This is a genomic window from Nocardia sp. NRRL S-836 (assembly GCF_001279525.1).
Classification (GTDB): Bacteria; Actinomycetota; Actinomycetes; order Mycobacteriales; family Pseudonocardiaceae; genus Lentzea.
This window is the reverse complement of sequence record NZ_LGDY01000114.1, coordinates 192,540-207,659: the sequence shown is the minus strand read 5'-3', so window position 1 is coordinate 207,659 and position 15,120 is coordinate 192,540. Positions and strand designations below refer to the sequence as shown.

At 71.3% G+C, this 15,120-nt stretch carries 14 protein-coding genes; 8 read left to right on the top strand and 6 right to left on the bottom strand.

Translation table 11 applies throughout. The annotated features are described in order from the left end of the window. Positions 1–11 precede the first annotated feature (11 nt). On the bottom strand, positions 12–956 hold the full coding sequence (locus ADL03_RS28920; RefSeq protein WP_197288722.1) for an MASE1 domain-containing protein: 945 nt from the start codon (positions 954–956) through the stop codon (positions 12–14). Between the two features lie 177 nt (positions 957–1,133). On the opposite strand from ADL03_RS28920, the gene ADL03_RS28915 reads away from it, so the two are divergent. Genes ADL03_RS28915 through ADL03_RS28905 form a run of 3 tightly spaced genes read left to right on the top strand, consistent with a single transcriptional unit; the run spans position 1,134 to position 5,766 of the window. Next, positions 1,134–1,781 (top strand): zinc-binding dehydrogenase, encoded by a 648-nt coding sequence (locus ADL03_RS28915; RefSeq protein WP_053736708.1) that lies wholly within the window; start codon positions 1,134–1,136, stop codon positions 1,779–1,781. Positions 1,782–1,816: 35 nt separating this feature from the next. Then, on the top strand, positions 1,817–3,955 hold the full coding sequence (locus ADL03_RS28910) for a molybdopterin oxidoreductase family protein (RefSeq protein WP_053736707.1): 2,139 nt from the start codon (positions 1,817–1,819) through the stop codon (positions 3,953–3,955). Positions 3,956–3,984: 29 nt separating this feature from the next. After that, a complete protein-coding gene (locus ADL03_RS28905; RefSeq protein WP_053736706.1) occupies positions 3,985–5,766 on the top strand; it encodes a long-chain fatty acid--CoA ligase in 1,782 nt (593 codons plus the stop codon). 168 nt (positions 5,767–5,934) lie between these two features. Here the strand turns inward: ADL03_RS28905 and ADL03_RS28900 are convergent, their stop codons facing one another. Further along, positions 5,935–6,897 (bottom strand): LacI family DNA-binding transcriptional regulator, encoded by a 963-nt coding sequence (locus tag ADL03_RS28900; protein ID WP_197288721.1) that lies wholly within the window; start codon positions 6,895–6,897, stop codon positions 5,935–5,937. A gap of 131 nt (positions 6,898–7,028) precedes the next feature. Beyond that, positions 7,029–7,580: a TetR/AcrR family transcriptional regulator gene (locus ADL03_RS28895; protein ID WP_053736704.1), complete on the bottom strand. Its 552-nt coding sequence runs from the start codon at positions 7,578–7,580 to the stop codon at positions 7,029–7,031. A gap of 101 nt (positions 7,581–7,681) precedes the next feature. Here ADL03_RS28895 and ADL03_RS28890 point away from each other — a divergent pair, with 101 nt between their 5' ends. After that, a complete protein-coding gene (locus tag ADL03_RS28890; protein WP_053736703.1) occupies positions 7,682–8,569 on the top strand; it encodes an alpha/beta fold hydrolase in 888 nt (295 codons plus the stop codon). Here the strand turns inward: ADL03_RS28890 and araD are convergent. From araD to ADL03_RS28875, 3 genes are read right to left on the bottom strand one after another with little or no spacing between them, the layout of a single operon-like run. After that, positions 8,566–10,272: an L-arabinonate dehydratase gene (gene araD / locus ADL03_RS28885; RefSeq protein WP_231642372.1), complete on the bottom strand. Its 1,707-nt coding sequence runs from the start codon at positions 10,270–10,272 to the stop codon at positions 8,566–8,568. The genes ADL03_RS28890 and araD overlap by 4 nt on opposite strands. After that, on the bottom strand, positions 10,269–11,174 hold the full coding sequence (locus tag ADL03_RS28880; protein ID WP_053736701.1) for a dihydrodipicolinate synthase family protein: 906 nt from the start codon (positions 11,172–11,174) through the stop codon (positions 10,269–10,271). Before ADL03_RS28880 ends, araD begins: the two co-directional genes overlap by 4 nt. Next, complete coding sequence (locus ADL03_RS28875) at positions 11,161–11,805, bottom strand: GntR family transcriptional regulator (RefSeq protein ID WP_053736791.1); 645 nt, start codon at positions 11,803–11,805, stop codon at positions 11,161–11,163. Before ADL03_RS28875 ends, ADL03_RS28880 begins: the two co-directional genes overlap by 14 nt. Positions 11,806–12,070: 265 nt before the next feature. Between ADL03_RS28875 and ADL03_RS28870 the strand changes: the two genes are divergently transcribed. The 4 genes from ADL03_RS28870 (at position 12,071) to ADL03_RS28855 (ending at position 15,090) form a co-directional block, all read left to right on the top strand. Continuing rightward, a complete protein-coding gene (locus ADL03_RS28870) occupies positions 12,071–12,562 on the top strand; it encodes a hypothetical protein (RefSeq protein WP_053736700.1) in 492 nt (163 codons plus the stop codon). Between the two features lie 173 nt (positions 12,563–12,735). Further along, positions 12,736–13,677 carry a DUF1996 domain-containing protein gene (locus tag ADL03_RS28865; protein WP_197288720.1) on the top strand — a complete coding sequence of 314 codons (942 nt, stop codon included), beginning with the start codon at positions 12,736–12,738 and terminating at the stop codon, positions 13,675–13,677. A gap of 154 nt (positions 13,678–13,831) precedes the next feature. Next, complete coding sequence (locus ADL03_RS28860) at positions 13,832–14,383, top strand: sigma-70 family RNA polymerase sigma factor (RefSeq protein ID WP_053736699.1); 552 nt, start codon at positions 13,832–13,834, stop codon at positions 14,381–14,383. After that, positions 14,380–15,090 (top strand): anti-sigma factor, encoded by a 711-nt coding sequence (locus ADL03_RS28855; protein WP_053736698.1) that lies wholly within the window; start codon positions 14,380–14,382, stop codon positions 15,088–15,090. Before ADL03_RS28860 ends, ADL03_RS28855 begins: the two co-directional genes overlap by 4 nt. Positions 15,091–15,120 lie beyond the last annotated feature (30 nt).

Sequence of the window (15,120 nt, the reverse complement as noted above, 5' to 3'; positions counted from 1 at the left end):
AAGAACGGCGATCACGCGGGCGGCACGACGCGGCCGAGCCGTTTGCGCACGCCCTCCTCCTGGTAGCGCGTCACGGTCTCGGCCAGCTGCTCGCACGCGCGTTCGATCGCCTGCCTGGCCTGGTTCCGCTCGCTCGTGATCGCGCTGAGGATCAGTCCGGTCAGTGCCACCGACCCGTTGAACGCCTGCAGCACGATCATCGTGGTCAGCAGGCCGGACTCGGCGAAGCTGCCGGACGCGGCGGACAGCACCGCCGCCACCGAGATGATCACCGCGCAGGGTGCCGCCACCGCGTGCTGGAACCGCAGCGCCGCCCAGATCAGCATCGGGAACACCAGGAACAGGAACCGCGCCTGGGAGGTGGTCACGAACAGCGACAGCCCAGCGGTGGCCACGAGGATCGCCGCGGCCTCGAGCGCTCGCACCCCCGGTGCCCGCCAGGTGCGGGGGAACGTCAGCAGCAGCGGCGTGAAGACGAGCACGCCCATCGCGTCGCCGGTCCACCACACGGAGAACACGGCCGCGACCTCGTGCCACCGGATGACGCCGAAGATCCGCAGCGCGAAGGCACCGACGAGCGCGCTGACCAGCATCGCGCCGAACGCCCCGACGAACACCAGCAGGACCGCGTCCCTGAGGCGGTCCAGCTCGGTGCGGAAGCCGCAGCGGGTCAGCAGGTACCAGGCGGCCAGCGGAGCCGCGGTGTTGCCCGCGGTGATCAGGATCGCGGGGCCGAGCCCGTTGAGGGTGACGTTCGCGGCGAGGGCGCCGAGCGCGATGCCGGGGGCGATGCGTCCCCCGAACAGGAACAGGGCGGCGACCGAGATGCCGGTCGGCAGCCACAGCGGGGTGACCTGACCTCCGACGAGGGCCAGGACCAGGCCCACCTGCGCGGTCGCGAAGTAGGCGAGCGCGACCGCGGCGATGGTCGCCACGCTGCGAAATGCGGCGTTCACGGGCACATGCTGCTCTTGTGGACGTGGGTTGACCAGTCCGCACGCCCCGGCACACCCGCATGGGCGCACTCGGTCGGTGACCGGTCCACGGCAGCCGACCGCTGAGCTGCGCTGATCCTTAGCTGTTGTGGAAGCCGCACTACAGCCCGCCGCCGCAGGCCCGGTGGGATGGGCCGCATGGGCACAGCCGGGGCGGTCGACGAGGTCAGGGTCGAGGACGGCGGGCGCCGCGTCGTCGTGGTCGCCGGCCGGCTGCACCTGCCCGTGTCCGCCGGTGTCACCGACGACGAAGCGCTGGCGTTGGCCAGAGCAGGCACCACGGCGTGGCACCTCCTCCGCACGTGCGCGCACCTCAGGCCCGATGAGTCGATCGTCGTGCACGACGCGGCGAGCGAGGTCGGCGCGATAGCTGTCCAACTCGCGCGCAGCTTCGCTGCGGGCCGTGTGATCGCCACGGAATCGAGCCAGGCCCGCCGGCGCACCGTGCTGAAGCTCGGCGCGGACGTCGCCGTCGACTCCGGCCGGAACGGTCTGGCCGAGCGACTGGTCGGGGCGAACGGGGGCAGGCAGGTCGACGTCGTGCTCGACGCGGGAGGCGCGCTGCAGGCCTCCCTGGACGCGCTCGCGCCGTTCGGGCGGATCGTCTGCTATGGCGCTGACCAGGACGAATCGGTCACGCTGACCGGTCTGCTGGGTGGGTCGCGGGCCGTGATCGGGTTCCGTTTCGAGCACACCCTGCAACGACCGGACATGATCGCGAGGGCGGTCAGTGAGCTGTTCGGGTTGACCTCGGCCGGGCGGTTGCGCCCGGTGGCCGCCGACTAGTACCCGTTGGTAACAACGGCCGGACAAGGGGACGCATGAGCACCGTGTTCACGACCTGCCCGCTGTGCGAGGCGACGTGCGGGCTGGAGCTGACGGTCGACGGCGACCGCATCACCAGCGTGCGCGGCGACCGCGACGACGAGTTCAGCAAGGGCTTCCTGTGCCCCAAGGGCGCCTCGCTGGGCACGCTGGACGCCGACCCGGACCGGCTGCGCGCGCCGCTGGTCAAACGGGACGGCGAGTTCGCGGAAACCACCTGGGCCGAGGCGTTCTCGTACATCGACGCACGGCTCAAGGACTTCCCCGACCGCGACACCGTCGCGATGTACCTGGGCAACCCGGTGGTGCACTCCCTCGCGGGCGGCCTCTACGCCGGTCCGCTGCGCAAGGCGCTCGGCAGCCGCAACGTCTTCACGGCGAGCACGGTCGACCAGATGCCCAAGCACGTCCAATGCGGCTACATGTACGGCAGCGTCTTCTCGATCCCGGTGCCCGACATCGACCGCACCGACTTCATGCTGGTGCTGGGCGCGGACCCGTTCTCCTCCAACGGCAGCCTGTGGACGGTCCCGGATGCGCCGGGCCGGTTCCGGGAGCTGCGCAGGCGCGGCGGGTCCTTCGTCGTGGTCGACCCGCGCCGCAGCCGCACCGCCCAGGCCGCCGACCGGCACGTGGTGATCTGGCCGGGCACCGACGTGTTCCTGCTGCTGGCGCTGATCCACGAGCTGTTCGCGCAGGACCTCGTGAACCTGAAGGACCTCGCCGGGCACGTCACCGACCACACGCCGATCCGCGCGCTCGTCGCCGGCTTCGGCCCCGACGCGGTGGCCGGGCGGACCGGCGTCGACGCCGCCACGATCCGCGACCTCGCCCGCCGCCTGGCGTCCGCCGACCGTGCGGCGGTCTACGGCCGCATCGGCACCACGACCGTCGAGTTCGGCACGGTCGCGTCGTGGGCCGTCGACACGCTCAACGTCCTCACCGGCAACCTCGACCGGCCCGGCGGCGTGATGTGGCCGCTGCCCGCGCACGCCCGGCGCGGTCCCGGGCGCGGCAAGGGTTTCGGCGTCGGCCGCTGGCACAGCCGGGTCAAGGGCCACCCCGAGGTGATGGGGGAGCTCCCGGCCGTCACGCTGGTGGACGAGATCGAGACGCCCGGCGAGGGTCAGGTGCGCGCGCTGGTCACGATCGGCGGCAACCCCGCGCTGTCGTTGCCGAACTCCGCGCGCGTGAGCGAAGCGCTGGCCGGCCTGGACTTCATGGTCAGCGTCGACCCGTACCTCAACGAGACCACCCGGCACGCCGACGTCATCCTGCCCACGCCGCCGCCGTCCCGCCGTGCGCACTACGACCTCGCGTTCTTCAACAACTCCGTGCGCAACGTCGTGAAGTACTCGCGCGCACCGATCGCGCTGGAGCCCGACCGCGTCGACGAGACCGACATCTTCTTCCGGCTGGCCACCATCTTCGGCGGCATGGGCCCGGACGCCGACCTCGACGCGATCGCCGCGGTCCAGCTCGCGGAGCTGGAGGAGAAGCTCGGTGCCGACTTCGAGCCGGAGGGCGAGACCCGCGAGGAACGCCTGCTGGACCTCAAGCTCCGCACCGGCGCGTACGGGATCTCGTTGCGGCAGCTGCTCGACCACCCGCACGGCATCGACCTCGGCGCGCTCACCCCGCGTCTGCCGGAGATCCTGCGCACCCCGTCGGGGAAGGTCGAGCTGACCCCGCGGGCCGTGGTGGACGACCTGCCGCGGGTGCTGGAGGCGTTGCGCACACCGGAGACCGAGCTGGTCCTCGTCGGCCGCCGGCACCTGCGCACCAACAACTCCTGGATGCACAACGTGCCCGCGCTGGTGAAGGGCAAGCCGTTGTGCACGCTGCTCGTCAACCCCGGCGACGCGCAGCGGATCGGGCTGACCGACGGCGCCACCGCCCGGGTGACCTCGCGGGTCGGCAAGGTCGAGGTGCTCGTCGAGGTCACCGCCGACATCGCACCCGGTGTCGTGTCGATGCCGCACGGCTGGGGCCACGACCAGCCGGGCACGCGGATGTCCGTGGCCCGCGAGCACGCCGGCGTGAACGTCAACCTCCTCACCGACGACCTCCGGATCGACCCGCTGTCCGGGACCGCCGTCCTCAACGGCACCCGCGTCCAGGTCGTTCCCGCGTGACCCTCCCCCCGATGCGCGTAGGAGCCGCAATGACCGCAGGAGTCGCCAGCCCGAACGCGGTGAAAGCCGTCCGCCGCATAGCCGACCTGCCGTTCCTCGCCGAGCAGGCCTACGGCGACGCGGTGGCGTGGCGGTTCAAGCAGGACGGCCGCTGGCACCGGCGCAGCTTCGCCGAGGTCGCCGAGCTGGTGCTGGACCTCGCCTCCGGGTTCGTCCACGCCGGACTGTCCACCGGGGACCGGGTGTGCGTGCTCGCCAAGACCCGGTGGGAGTGGGTGGCGGTCGAGCTGGCCGTGCTCGCGGCGGGCGGCATCGTCGTGCCGATCTACCCGTCCAGCACGCCGGAGGAGATCGCCTGGGTGGTCAGCGACTCCGGGGCGGTCGTCGTGGTGGCCGAGGACGAGGCGCAGTGCGCCAAGATCGACGCCGTGCGCGGCGAACTCCCTGAACTGCGAACAGTTTTCACGATCGATCCCGCCGGTGACCGGCCCGCGGTCGCGCAGCTGCAGGACACCGGCCGCACCGCGCCGCTGGCCGCCGAGCTCGACTCCCGCCGGGCCGCGATCAGGCCGGACGACCCGAGCCTGATCATCTACACCTCCGGCACCACCGGCCCGCCCAAGGGCTGCGTGCTGACCAACGCGAACTGGGTCGCGCTGTGCCGCGTGGCCGAGGAGACGCGCATCGACGCCATGCTGGGCACGACCTACCTGTTCCTGCCGCTGGCGCACGTCTTCGCGCAGATCGTCATGTTCGGCACGATGTACCGCGGCGGTGAGCTGGCGTACTTCGGCGGTGACATGAAGGCGATCGTGCCCGAGCTCGCCGAGGTCCAGCCCACCTACCTGCCCTCGGTGCCCAGGATCTTCGAGAAGATCTACACGGTCGTCACCGCGTCGGCGGACCCCGCGCAGCTGTCCCAGGCGGTCACCCTGGGCCTGGAGGTGCGGCGCCGCAGGGCGGCGGGCGAACCCGTCCCGCCCGCGATGGCGGCGGCGTTCGAGCAGGCCGACGCGCTGTTCGCCAACGTGCGCGCGGTGTTCGGCGGCCGGCTCCAGCAGGCGTTGTCCGGTGCCGCGCCGATCTCACCGGAGGTGCTGAGGTTCTTCCACGCGGCCGGTGTGCCGGTGCTGGAGGGCTACGGCATGACCGAGTCCACTGCCGTCGGCACGATCAACACCCTCGACCGCTTCAAGCTCGGTTCGGTGGGCGCCACGGGCATCGCGGGCCTGGAGATGTCGCTGGGGGAGGACGGCGAGCTGCTGATGCGCGGCCCGCACGTCTTCGCCGGCTACTGGCGCAACCCCGAGGCCACGGCGGAGACCATCCAGGACGGCTGGCTGCACACCGGCGACCTCGGCGAGATCGACGCCGACGGGTTCGTGACGATCACCGGGCGCAAGAAGGACATCATCATCACCGCGGGTGGCAAGAACATCGCGCCGGCCAACGTGGAGAACGCGCTGCGCCAGTCGCGGTGGATCTCCCACGCGGTGTTGTTCGGTGACCGCAAACCCTATTGTGTGGCACTGATCACACTGGATGCGGACGAGATCGTGCCCTGGGCCGCGTCACGTGGACTTCCCGCTGACATCGAGTCACTGGTGGCTCACCCGGACGTGCGCACGCTCGTGCAGGGAGTTGTCGACGAAGCGAACTCGCACTTCGCCAGTGTTTCCCAGGTGAAGAAGTTCGTGCTGCTGGCAAGGGACCTGTCACAGGAGGAAGGCGAGCTCACCCCGACGTTGAAGGTCAAGCGCACGGTCGTGCACCGTCTTCACGCTGGGTTGTACGAAGACCTCTACGCGTAACCCGTACGTACGAGAAATCCAAAAACAGGTACATCCACCCTGGCGGATTTCCCCAACCCAGTGCAGAGTAGGACCAGCGGCATTTGGCCCCCTCCCCCCTCGGGCCCGCCGCTTTCGCGGCCCCGGCTTTCAGCGCACTCCCCCCAGGCGCTGGCCGGGGCCGCCTTTTCACCTCCTGGGCGGTGTGGTGGTTCCGCGCACGATCAGCTGCGTCTCCAGCACGATCTGCGGCACCTCCGCGTTGTCGGAGTCCAGCCAGTCCAGCAACAGGTTCACCGCCGTCCGCCCCGCCTGGGCGACGGGCATCGCGACGGTGGTGAGCGCGGGGGAGCACAGCGCCGCGTACGTCAGGTCGTCGAAGCCGGTCACCGACACGTCTCCGGGTACCGAGATCCCGCGGTCCCGCAGCCGTGCCAGCACACCCAGCGCCATGATGTCGTTGTAGGCGATGATCGCGGTGGTGTCCGCCGCCACGGCCAGGTCCGCCGCCTGCAGACCGCCCTCGTAGCGCGGCGCGAACGGTCCCAGGTCGACCAGGTCCACGCCGTGGCGCGACACCGCCGACAGCAGGCCGCGGCGACGCTCCTGGTTGGACCACGACGTGCGCGGCCCGTTCAGGTAAGCGATCCGCCGGTGTCCCAACGCGACCAGGTGGTCGACCACGGCCCGCATGCCGCCCGCCGAGTCCATCAACGCCGCCGGCACGCCGGGCAGCCGCCGGTTCAGCAGCACCAGCGACGTCGCACCGGCCGCCTCGTACACCTGCTCGTCCTCCAGGCCGGGCGCGCACAGCACGACGCCGTCGACCTGCTTCGCCATCGCGTGCACCAGCTGCGCCTCGGCGACCGGGTCCTCGTCGCTGTCGGCCACGAACACCGCGTAGTCGGCCTGCACCGCCCGCGCCTGCACGGCCTTGAGCACGCCGGTGAAGAACGGGTTGTCGAGGTCGGGCACGACGATGCCGATGTTGCCGGTCTTGCCGGTGATGAGGCCGCGGGCCGCGCGGTTGGGCTGGTAGCCGAGCTCCGTGGCGGCGGCCAGCACCCGCGACCTGGTCTCCGGCCGCACCAGCTCCGGGGAGGTCAGCGCACGCGAAACGGTGGCGACCGACACGTGCGCCCTGCGTGCCACGTCGCGGATCGTGACTGCCACTGGTACCTCGCCCTCAGCTGCCGGTTCAACCAATCATGACGGGTCGGCCGGTGCGGATCACGCCGTCGGACCGGAAGACCGGTCCGGGCAAGGGTTCCCGGCCGGGAGCTTCACACGCGCAGGCCGTCCAGCAGCAGCGACACCAACCGGCGCGGGTTGTACCGCGCGTCGTCCTGCCCGATGCACAGGTTGCCGATGCCGCGCATCAGCTCGTACGGCTGCAGGTCACCGCGGATCTCCCCGGCCGCGGCCGCCGCGTCGAGCAGCTGCCGGCACACCGGTCCCAGCGTGTCGAGGAAGTACGCGTGCAGTGCCGCGAACCCGCTGTCGTCGGACTGCATCGCCTGCGCCAGCCCGTGCTTGGTCACCAGGAAGTCCACGAACAGGTCGACCCACCGGCGCAGCGCGACGAGCGGGGAGTCGTTGGCCGCCAGCAGTTCCGGGCCCGCCGATGCGCACGACTCGACCTGGTGCCGGTACACGGCCACGACCAGGTCCGCTCGGGTGGGGAAGTGCCGGTAGATCGTGCCCATGCCGACGCCGGCCTCGCCCGCGATCTCACGGATCGGGGCGTCGACACCGGACCGGACGAACACCGCGGCCGCGGCGGCGAGCAGGGTCTGCTCGTTGCGCACGGCGTCGGCCCGCTTGCGTGGAGGCACGGCACTCCCTTCGAGGGACGGTTGACAAAGCGGAACAGTGCTCCGTATCGTTCCGGAACGTCGCTCCACTTACGGAGCACAGCGTACTCGAAGGGAACCCCATGACCGTCTTCACGGTGAGCCCCGTCGTGCTCCACATCCCCGGACGGCCCGTCGACCTGCAGCTCAAGGTCTCCGCGCCGACCGAGGGCAGCGAGCTGCCGATCATCCTGCTGTCCCACGGACAGGGCTACTCGAACCACCTCTCCTCCCTGCACGGCTACGCGCCGCTCGCCGACTACTGGGCCGAGCAGGGCTTCGTCGTCCTCCAGCCGACGCACCTCAGCTCCCGCACGCTGAGCCTGCCCGCCGACACCCCCGGCGCGCCGCTGTTCTGGCGGTCGAGGGCCGAGGACCTCTCACACGTCGTCGACCGGCTCGACGAGGTCGTGAAAGCCGTGCCACAGCTGGAGAACCGCCTCGACACCACCAGGATCGCCGTCGTCGGCCACTCCATGGGCGGCCACACCGCGAGCCTGCTGCTGGGCATGACCACCGAGGGCGTCAGCCTGCGCGACGAGCGCATCAGGGCGGGCGTGCTGCTCGCCGCCACCGGCCGGGGTGACACCGTGACCGACTTCGCCAGGGACAACTACTCCTTCATGGCGACCTCGGACTTCACCGGCATGACCACGCCGGCGCTCGTGGTGGCCGGGGACAACGACGCCTCCGCGCACCTCACCGTCGCCGGACCGGCCTGGCACGCCGACCCGTACCACCTGGCGCCCGGACCGAAGGTGCTGCTCACGCTGGCCGGCGCGGAGCACGGGCTCGGCGGTGTCTCCGGCTACGACGTCGCGGAGACCACGGACGAGAACCTGGAACGCATGCACGCCGTCCGCTCGCTCGCGGCCGCGTACCTGCGCACCGAGCTCTACGGCACGAACGACTGGCAGGAAGCCGTCGAAGGGCTCCCCGCCACGATCGGCACCACCGAGTCGAAGGGCTAGTGCGCGTTGGGCTCGGGGTTGGTGCCGGGCCGGGACAGGAACTCGAAGTCGCAGCCCTCGTTGGCCTGGGTGATGTGCTCGTGGTAAAGCGCGCCGTACCCGCGTTCGAACTTCGGTTCCGGCTCGACCCAGGCGGCCCGCCGCCGGGCCAGCTCCTCGTCGGAGACCTCGACGCGCAGCACCCGCGCCTCGACGTCCAGCGTCACCAGGTCGCCGTCGCGCACCAACGCCAGCGGCCCGCCCACGTGCGCCTCCGGTGCCACGTGCAGAACGCAGGCACCGTAGGAAGTTCCGCTCATCCGGGCGTCCGACACCCGGACCAGGTCACGGACACCGGCCCGCAGCAGCCTGTCCGGGATCGGCAGCATCCCGTACTCCGGCATGCCGGGTCCGCCCTTGGGGCCGGCGCCCGCGAGCACGATCACCGAGTCCGCCGTGACCTCCAGCGCGGGGTCGTTGATGCGCGCCTGCAGGTCCCGGTAGCCGTGGAAGACCACGGCGGGCCCGGTGTGCTTCCACAGCGCGGGATCGGCTGCCACGTACTTGATCACCGCACCGTCCGGCGCGAGGTTGCCGCGCAGCACCGCGAGCCCGCCCTCGGCCGAGATCGGGTCGTCGAGCGGCCGGATCACCGAGGCGTCGTACACCTCGGCACCCGCCAGGTCCTCTCCGAACGTGCGGCCGGTGACGGTGATCCGGTCCAGGTGCAACGAGTCCGTCAACCGCGACAGCAGTCCGCGCAGCCCGCCGGCGTAGTAGAAGTCCTCCATGAGGTGCTCGCCGGCGGGCTGCACGGACGCCAGCACCGGCACCTCCCGTGAGAGCCGGTCGAAGTCGTTCAGCGACAACGGGATCTGCGACCGCCCGGCCATCGCGATCAGGTGGATGCACGAGTTCGTGGACCCGCCCAGCGCGAGCACGGTCCGGACCGCGTCCTCGTACGCCTCGGCGGACAGCACGTCGTTGATCGTGAGTCCCTCGCGGACCATCTCGACCACCCGCATGCCCGCCGCGGCCGCCATCCGGTGGTGCGCCGAGTCCACGGCCGGGATCGACGACGCACCGGGCAGCGTCAGGCCCAGCGCCTCAGCGGCGGCGGTCATCGTCGACGCGGTGCCCATCGTCATGCACGTGCCGGGGGAGCGGGCCAGCCCCGACCCGATCTCCGCCCAGTCGGTGTCCGTGATCGTCCCGGCGCGCTTCTCGTCCCAGAACCGCCACATGTCCGTGCCGGACGCGAGCTCCTGCCCACGCCAGTGCCCGCGCAACATCGGGCCCGCCGGCACGAAGACCGCGGGCAGGCCGGCGGAGGCGGCGCCCATCAGCAACGCGGGCGTGGTCTTGTCGCAGCCGCCCATCAGCACCGCGCCGTCGACCGGGTACGAGCGGAGGACCTCCTCCGCCTCCATCGACAGCATGTTGCGGTACAGCATGGGCGTCGGCTTCTGGAAGGTCTCCGACAGCGTCGACACCGGGAACTCCAGCGGATACCCGCCCGCCTCCCACACACCGCGCTCGACCTGTTGCGCGCGCTCGCGCAGATGCATGTGGCACGGGTTGATGCCGCTCCACGTGTTCAGGATCGCGATGACGGGTTTTCCCCGGTGCTCGGCCGGGTTCAGGCCGAGCTGCCGCATGCGGGCGTTGTGCGAGAACGCCCTCAGCCCCTCGCCGTCGAACCACTCGGCGCTGCGCAACCTCACAGCATGCTCCACGAGTCGAGCAGCACACCCACGGCGGAGCGGTCGGCCTCACTCAGCACGGAGGCGGGCGGGCGCACGTCGCGGCGGCACAAACCCAGCTGTGCCAAGGCTTCCTTCACCACGGACACGTTGTTCGCCGACTCGTTCGCCGCCCGCAGCTCCTCGAACCCCCGCACGAACTCCCACAGCTCCATCGCCGCACCAAACTCGCCTGCCTGCAGGCAGCGGAGGAGCTGCACCGACAGCTGCGGCGCCACGTTCGCGAGCCCGGAGGTGAAACCCGTTGCGCCGACGGCGAAGTAGCCGGGCGCGGACAGCTCGGCGAGGCCCGCGACCCACGTCAGCCGGTCGATGCCGGCGTCGCGTGCCACCGTGGCGAACCGCACCGGGTCCGGCACCGCGTACTTCACGCCCACGACGTTCGGGCACGCGTCGGCCAGCGCGGCGATCTGCGCGCCGCCGATCCGCGGGGTGCGCACGTAGAGGACGACGCTCAGCTCGGGCACGGCGGACGCGATCGCGCGGTGGTAGTCGACCCAGCCGTCCAGCGACACGTACGGGTGCACCGGCTGATGGATCATGACGCCCTGGGCGCCGTGCGCGTCGGCGAACCGTGCGGCCCTCACGGCGGTGTCGAGGTCGTGCCCGACCCCGGCGATGATCGACGCCCGCCCGCCGGCGGTGTCGACGGTGATCCGCAGCGCGCGCTCGGTCTCCGCCGCCGACAACGTGGAGAACTCGCTGGTGTTGCCGTTCGCCGTGACGACGGAGATCCCGCCCTCCACCATCCGGTCTACCACGGCGGCGTAGTTCTTCTCGTCGACGGCACCGTCGGCGTCGAACGGCGTCACGGTGATCGCCACGACGGAGGCGAGCTGGTCGGACAGGTCATCGAACGACATCGGGGAGCTCCTCGGCCAGTCGGTCGGCGAACGTCTGGATGTGGCGGTGCAGCAGGTCGGCGGCCACGTCGTGCGCGCCCTCGACGGCGGCGGCGAGGATGGCGCGGTGCTCCGCGTCCTCGGCCTCCCAGGTCGGGTGCAGGCCCCAGCCGGCGACCGCGACGAGCGCGGCCTGGTCGCGCAGGCCGTCGAGGATCTGGACCATCAGCGGGTTGCCGCACCCCGCGTACAGCGCGCGGTGGAACCGCCGGTTGGCCAGGCTGCGCCGCGCGAGGTCCTCGGTGTCCTCCAGCGCGTCCGCGGCCGCGTCGAACGAGGCCCCGCGCAGGACCGCGCGGCGCAGCGCCTCGGGTTCCAGCAGCATGCGCACGTCGTGGACCGCGGCGGCCATCGCGGCGTCGACGGTGCGGACGGCAGCGCCCCTGTACGGGCTCATCACGACCAGCCCGGAACCCGCGAGCGTCTTCAACGCCTCCCGCACCGGGGTCTTCGAGACACCCAGCCACGCGGCGAGATCTGTTTCCACGAGCGCCTGACCGGGCTTCAGCTTTCCGTTGAGAATCGCTTCTTTGATCGATTCCAGAACGAAGTCCGTTCGCGACGCAGGTGGCGCCTCCACCCGGTCATACATCATATATGAGACCTTAGAAGGCGCTGACGTCCCAGGTCAACCGCTTGACGCGAGTGCTTTGCGGGTTCCACAACCTCGGTGTGTCCACGTTGAACCAAGTTCCTCGCAGACCCGTTTTGAAGGTGTCGGTCACCGCACGAGCGCGGGACTGGAGAAGGAGAAGAAGAAGTGCAGTGTTCCCGCGTCACGTGTCCATTGCCGCGTCCGCCCGCGCACGGCACCGGTACGTCCCCGGGCACCTCGACGAGCTGAACGAGATCGACACATGCTGATGGAAGAGCTACCACCGGAGGCCGCACTCGACGGCCCACCACCGAACGCGGACCACGTCCTGCGGCGCACACTGGGCTCGGTCCGCCAAGAGAGACACCGCGCCGTGCGGCGGCGCGGCCGCATCACGGCGCTGACCTCGTCGTTCGTGGTCGCGGGCGTGCTCGCCGGAGGGGTGTGGCTCGGGCAGGGTCCCGATGCCGACGCGGTTCTGCAGGGCACCTCGCAGGCGGGCGCGCACCTGGCCGTGCGGGTCACCGACACCGAGGGCGGGCTGCGGCTCGTCGCGACGGTCGACGGCGTGCGGGACGGGGAGGCCTGCTGGCTGGTCGTGCACACGAAGGACGGCCGGACGCTCACCGCCGGGTCGTGGCGGGCGGACCCCGGCGAGGTGACGCTGGCCGGGTCCGCGATGGTGCGGGCGGCCGACGTCTCCGGCGTGAGCGTCGTGACCCACGACCGCCGGCCGCTGGTCACCGCGGCCTGACTTCGCGTCTCGACGAACCATCCCTGCACGTCAACGCACTGGGGGAGCGTTCGTGCGCTTCTGCCGTGCGAAAGCTCCCCGCGTGCGTCGACGCGACACCGGCCGGGCAGCGTGCGGAACGGAAGCGGTACCTCGGTCTGTCGCCGATCCGTCGCACAGGGCAAGCTGTGGCCGTGGCACGGACCAGACCGGCGACCGTCGTGGTCGCGGTGCTCGCGGTGGTCGTCGTCGTGACCGCCGGAATCGTCCTCCTGGGTGGCACGTCGAACGGCACGCCCGGCGCCGACATGTTCGTGAGCGAGCTCGACCGGACCGTTGACGAGCCGAGCACCCCCGGCGTCGTCATCCGCTGCGGGACGAACGAGCAGCGCCACCTCAACGCCGACAACCCCGTCGTGTCGCCGGGCATCCCGTTCGGTGCGCACCACACCCACGAGTACGTGGGCAACGAGTCGGCGAACGCGATGTCGACCAACACCTCTCTCGCGCAGGCGACGTCGACGTGCGAGAAGGACGACCGCTCGACCTACTACTGGCCGGTGCTGCGCCTGACCGACGGCACGGGCCACGACGCGCACGCCGACGGCGGCGGTCTGCACGGCAACACCGGCGAGGTGCTGGCGCCGGCCAGCGTGGAGATCCGCTACGACGGCAGCCCGGTCAGCGACGTGCTGCCGATGCCGAGGTTCCTGCGCCTGATCACCGGCGACCCCAGCGCGTTCACCGACGGCTACGGCCCCCACACCCGCGCCAGGTGGGGCTGCGCCGACCAGCCGGACCGGTACACGGTGAAGTACCCGCTGTGCCCGGCCGGGGTGCGGACCCTGCGCGGCTACGACTTCCCGAGCTGCTGGGACGGCAACAACACCGACAGCGCCTCGCACCGCACCCACGTCGTGTTCGCGCTGCCCGGCGGCACCTGCCCGCCGAAGACGTTCCCCATCCCGCGCCTGCACGTCACCGTCGGCTACGACGTCCCGCCCGGCCGCCCGTTCGCGATCGACAGCTTCGCCGAGGAGCTGCGCGACCCGGCGACCGACCACGCCATGTTCATCAACGTCATGCCCGCCGCCGTGATGAACGAGCTGGTCGCGCACCTGAACCGCACGCGCTGAGCCGCGGTCCCGCACCGGGGACCAGCCCGGCTAGCATCCGCCTCACTTTCGCTGGAACTTCGTTGAACCGAAGCCACCGCCCGCTCGTGTGTCGGCTGAGGTCTTGGAACAGGACGCCCACAAGAGGTGTTCGTGGGCGGGGAGGAGTGGGTGGATGGCGGCTTTGTTCTCCCGCAAACGGGAGACAGCGGCCGACGAGGCACTGATCCGGTCGCTCTACGAGGAGCACGGTCGCGCGCTGCTGGCGTACGCGACGCGGTTGACCGGCGACCGGGCGGCGGCCGAGGACGTGGTCCAGGAGACCCTCGTCCGCGCGTGGCGCCACCCCGACGCCCTCGTGAACGGCAAGGGATCGGTGCGCGGCTGGCTGTTGACCGTCGCGCGCAACATCGTCACCGACCGGTTCCGCGCGAAGGCGGCGCGCCCGCAGGAGGTGGCCGAGTCGCCCGCGACGCCCCCGGTCGAGCGCGACCACGCGGACCAGGTGGTCGACTCGGTGGTGGTGCTCGAGGCCCTCGACCGGTTGTCGTCGGACCACCGGGACGTGCTGATGGAGATCTACTTCCGCGGCCGCAGCGTCACGGAGGCGGCAGAGGCCCTGGGGGTGCCACCGGGAACGGTGAAGTCGAGATCGTATTACGCGTTGCGAGCCCTGAGGGAGACGTTCGTCGGTCAACAGGTCGCACTGAAGGGGGTGGCCGGATGACCACGCAGCACGACCCGCAGCTGCTGGGTGCCTATGTCCTGGGAGCGCTCGACGAGCAGGAGGTGCGCGCGATGGACGAGCACCTGGCGTCCTGCCCTGACTGCACCCGTGAGCTGGACGACCTGCGCGCCATGGAGGCCTACCTCGGTGAGGTGCCGCCGGAGGCGGTGCTCGACGGCCCGCCCGAGGGCGGAGACCTGGTGCTGCAGCGCACGTTGCGCCAGGTGCGCGCGGAACGCGGCGGCGTGGCCCGTCGCCGCCAGTTCGCACTGGGCGCCGCCGCCGCGGTGGTGGCCGCCCTGGTGCTGGGCGCCGGCGTCTTCGTCGGCAAGGTCACCTCACCCGACGGCACCATCGCCCAGCCGACGCCGCCGACCGTCGCCCCCGACCCGGCGGGCACCAGGTTCGCCACGGCCACCGACCCGGCGACCGGCGCGTCGATGACCGTGAAGATCGTCCCGGCCGCCGGCTGGGTGCGGACCAACCTCGCGATCAACGGCATCCCCGAGGGCGAGAAGTGCCGGATCTTCGTGGTGGCCAAGGACGGCAGCCGCCAGGAGGCCGGTTCGTGGCTGGTGTCGAAGAAGGGCGCCGCCGAGGGCACGAACCTCGACGGCTCCGCGCTGGTAGCGCCGAACGACGTCAAGTCCGTCGTCGTCGAGAACACCGCGGGCAAGAAGTTCGTCGAGGTCCCGGTCCAGGCCTGACGCCGACCGAGAGGGGCCGTTCCCGGTGCG

Bases quoted from the DNA above. Each gene is read 5' to 3' on its own strand.
- ADL03_RS28915 (WP_053736708.1), top strand. From the start codon at position 1,134: ATGGGCACAGCCGGGGCGGTCGACGAGGTCAGGGTCGAGGACGGCGGG.
- ADL03_RS28905 (WP_053736706.1), top strand. From the start codon at position 3,985: ATGACCGCAGGAGTCGCCAGCCCGAACGCGGTGAAAGCCGTCCGCCGC.
- ADL03_RS28880 (WP_053736701.1), bottom strand. From the start codon at position 11,174: ATGTCGTTCGATGACCTGTCCGACCAGCTCGCCTCCGTCGTGGCGATC.
- ADL03_RS28860 (WP_053736699.1), top strand. From the start codon at position 13,832: ATGGCGGCTTTGTTCTCCCGCAAACGGGAGACAGCGGCCGACGAGGCA.
- ADL03_RS28855 (WP_053736698.1), top strand. From the start codon at position 14,380: ATGACCACGCAGCACGACCCGCAGCTGCTGGGTGCCTATGTCCTGGGA.
- ADL03_RS28910 (WP_053736707.1), top strand. From the start codon at position 1,817: ATGAGCACCGTGTTCACGACCTGCCCGCTGTGCGAGGCGACGTGCGGG.
- ADL03_RS28890 (WP_053736703.1), top strand. From the start codon at position 7,682: ATGACCGTCTTCACGGTGAGCCCCGTCGTGCTCCACATCCCCGGACGG.
- ADL03_RS28870 (WP_053736700.1), top strand. From the start codon at position 12,071: ATGCTGATGGAAGAGCTACCACCGGAGGCCGCACTCGACGGCCCACCA.
- ADL03_RS28875 (WP_053736791.1), bottom strand. From the start codon at position 11,805: ATGTATGACCGGGTGGAGGCGCCACCTGCGTCGCGAACGGACTTCGTT.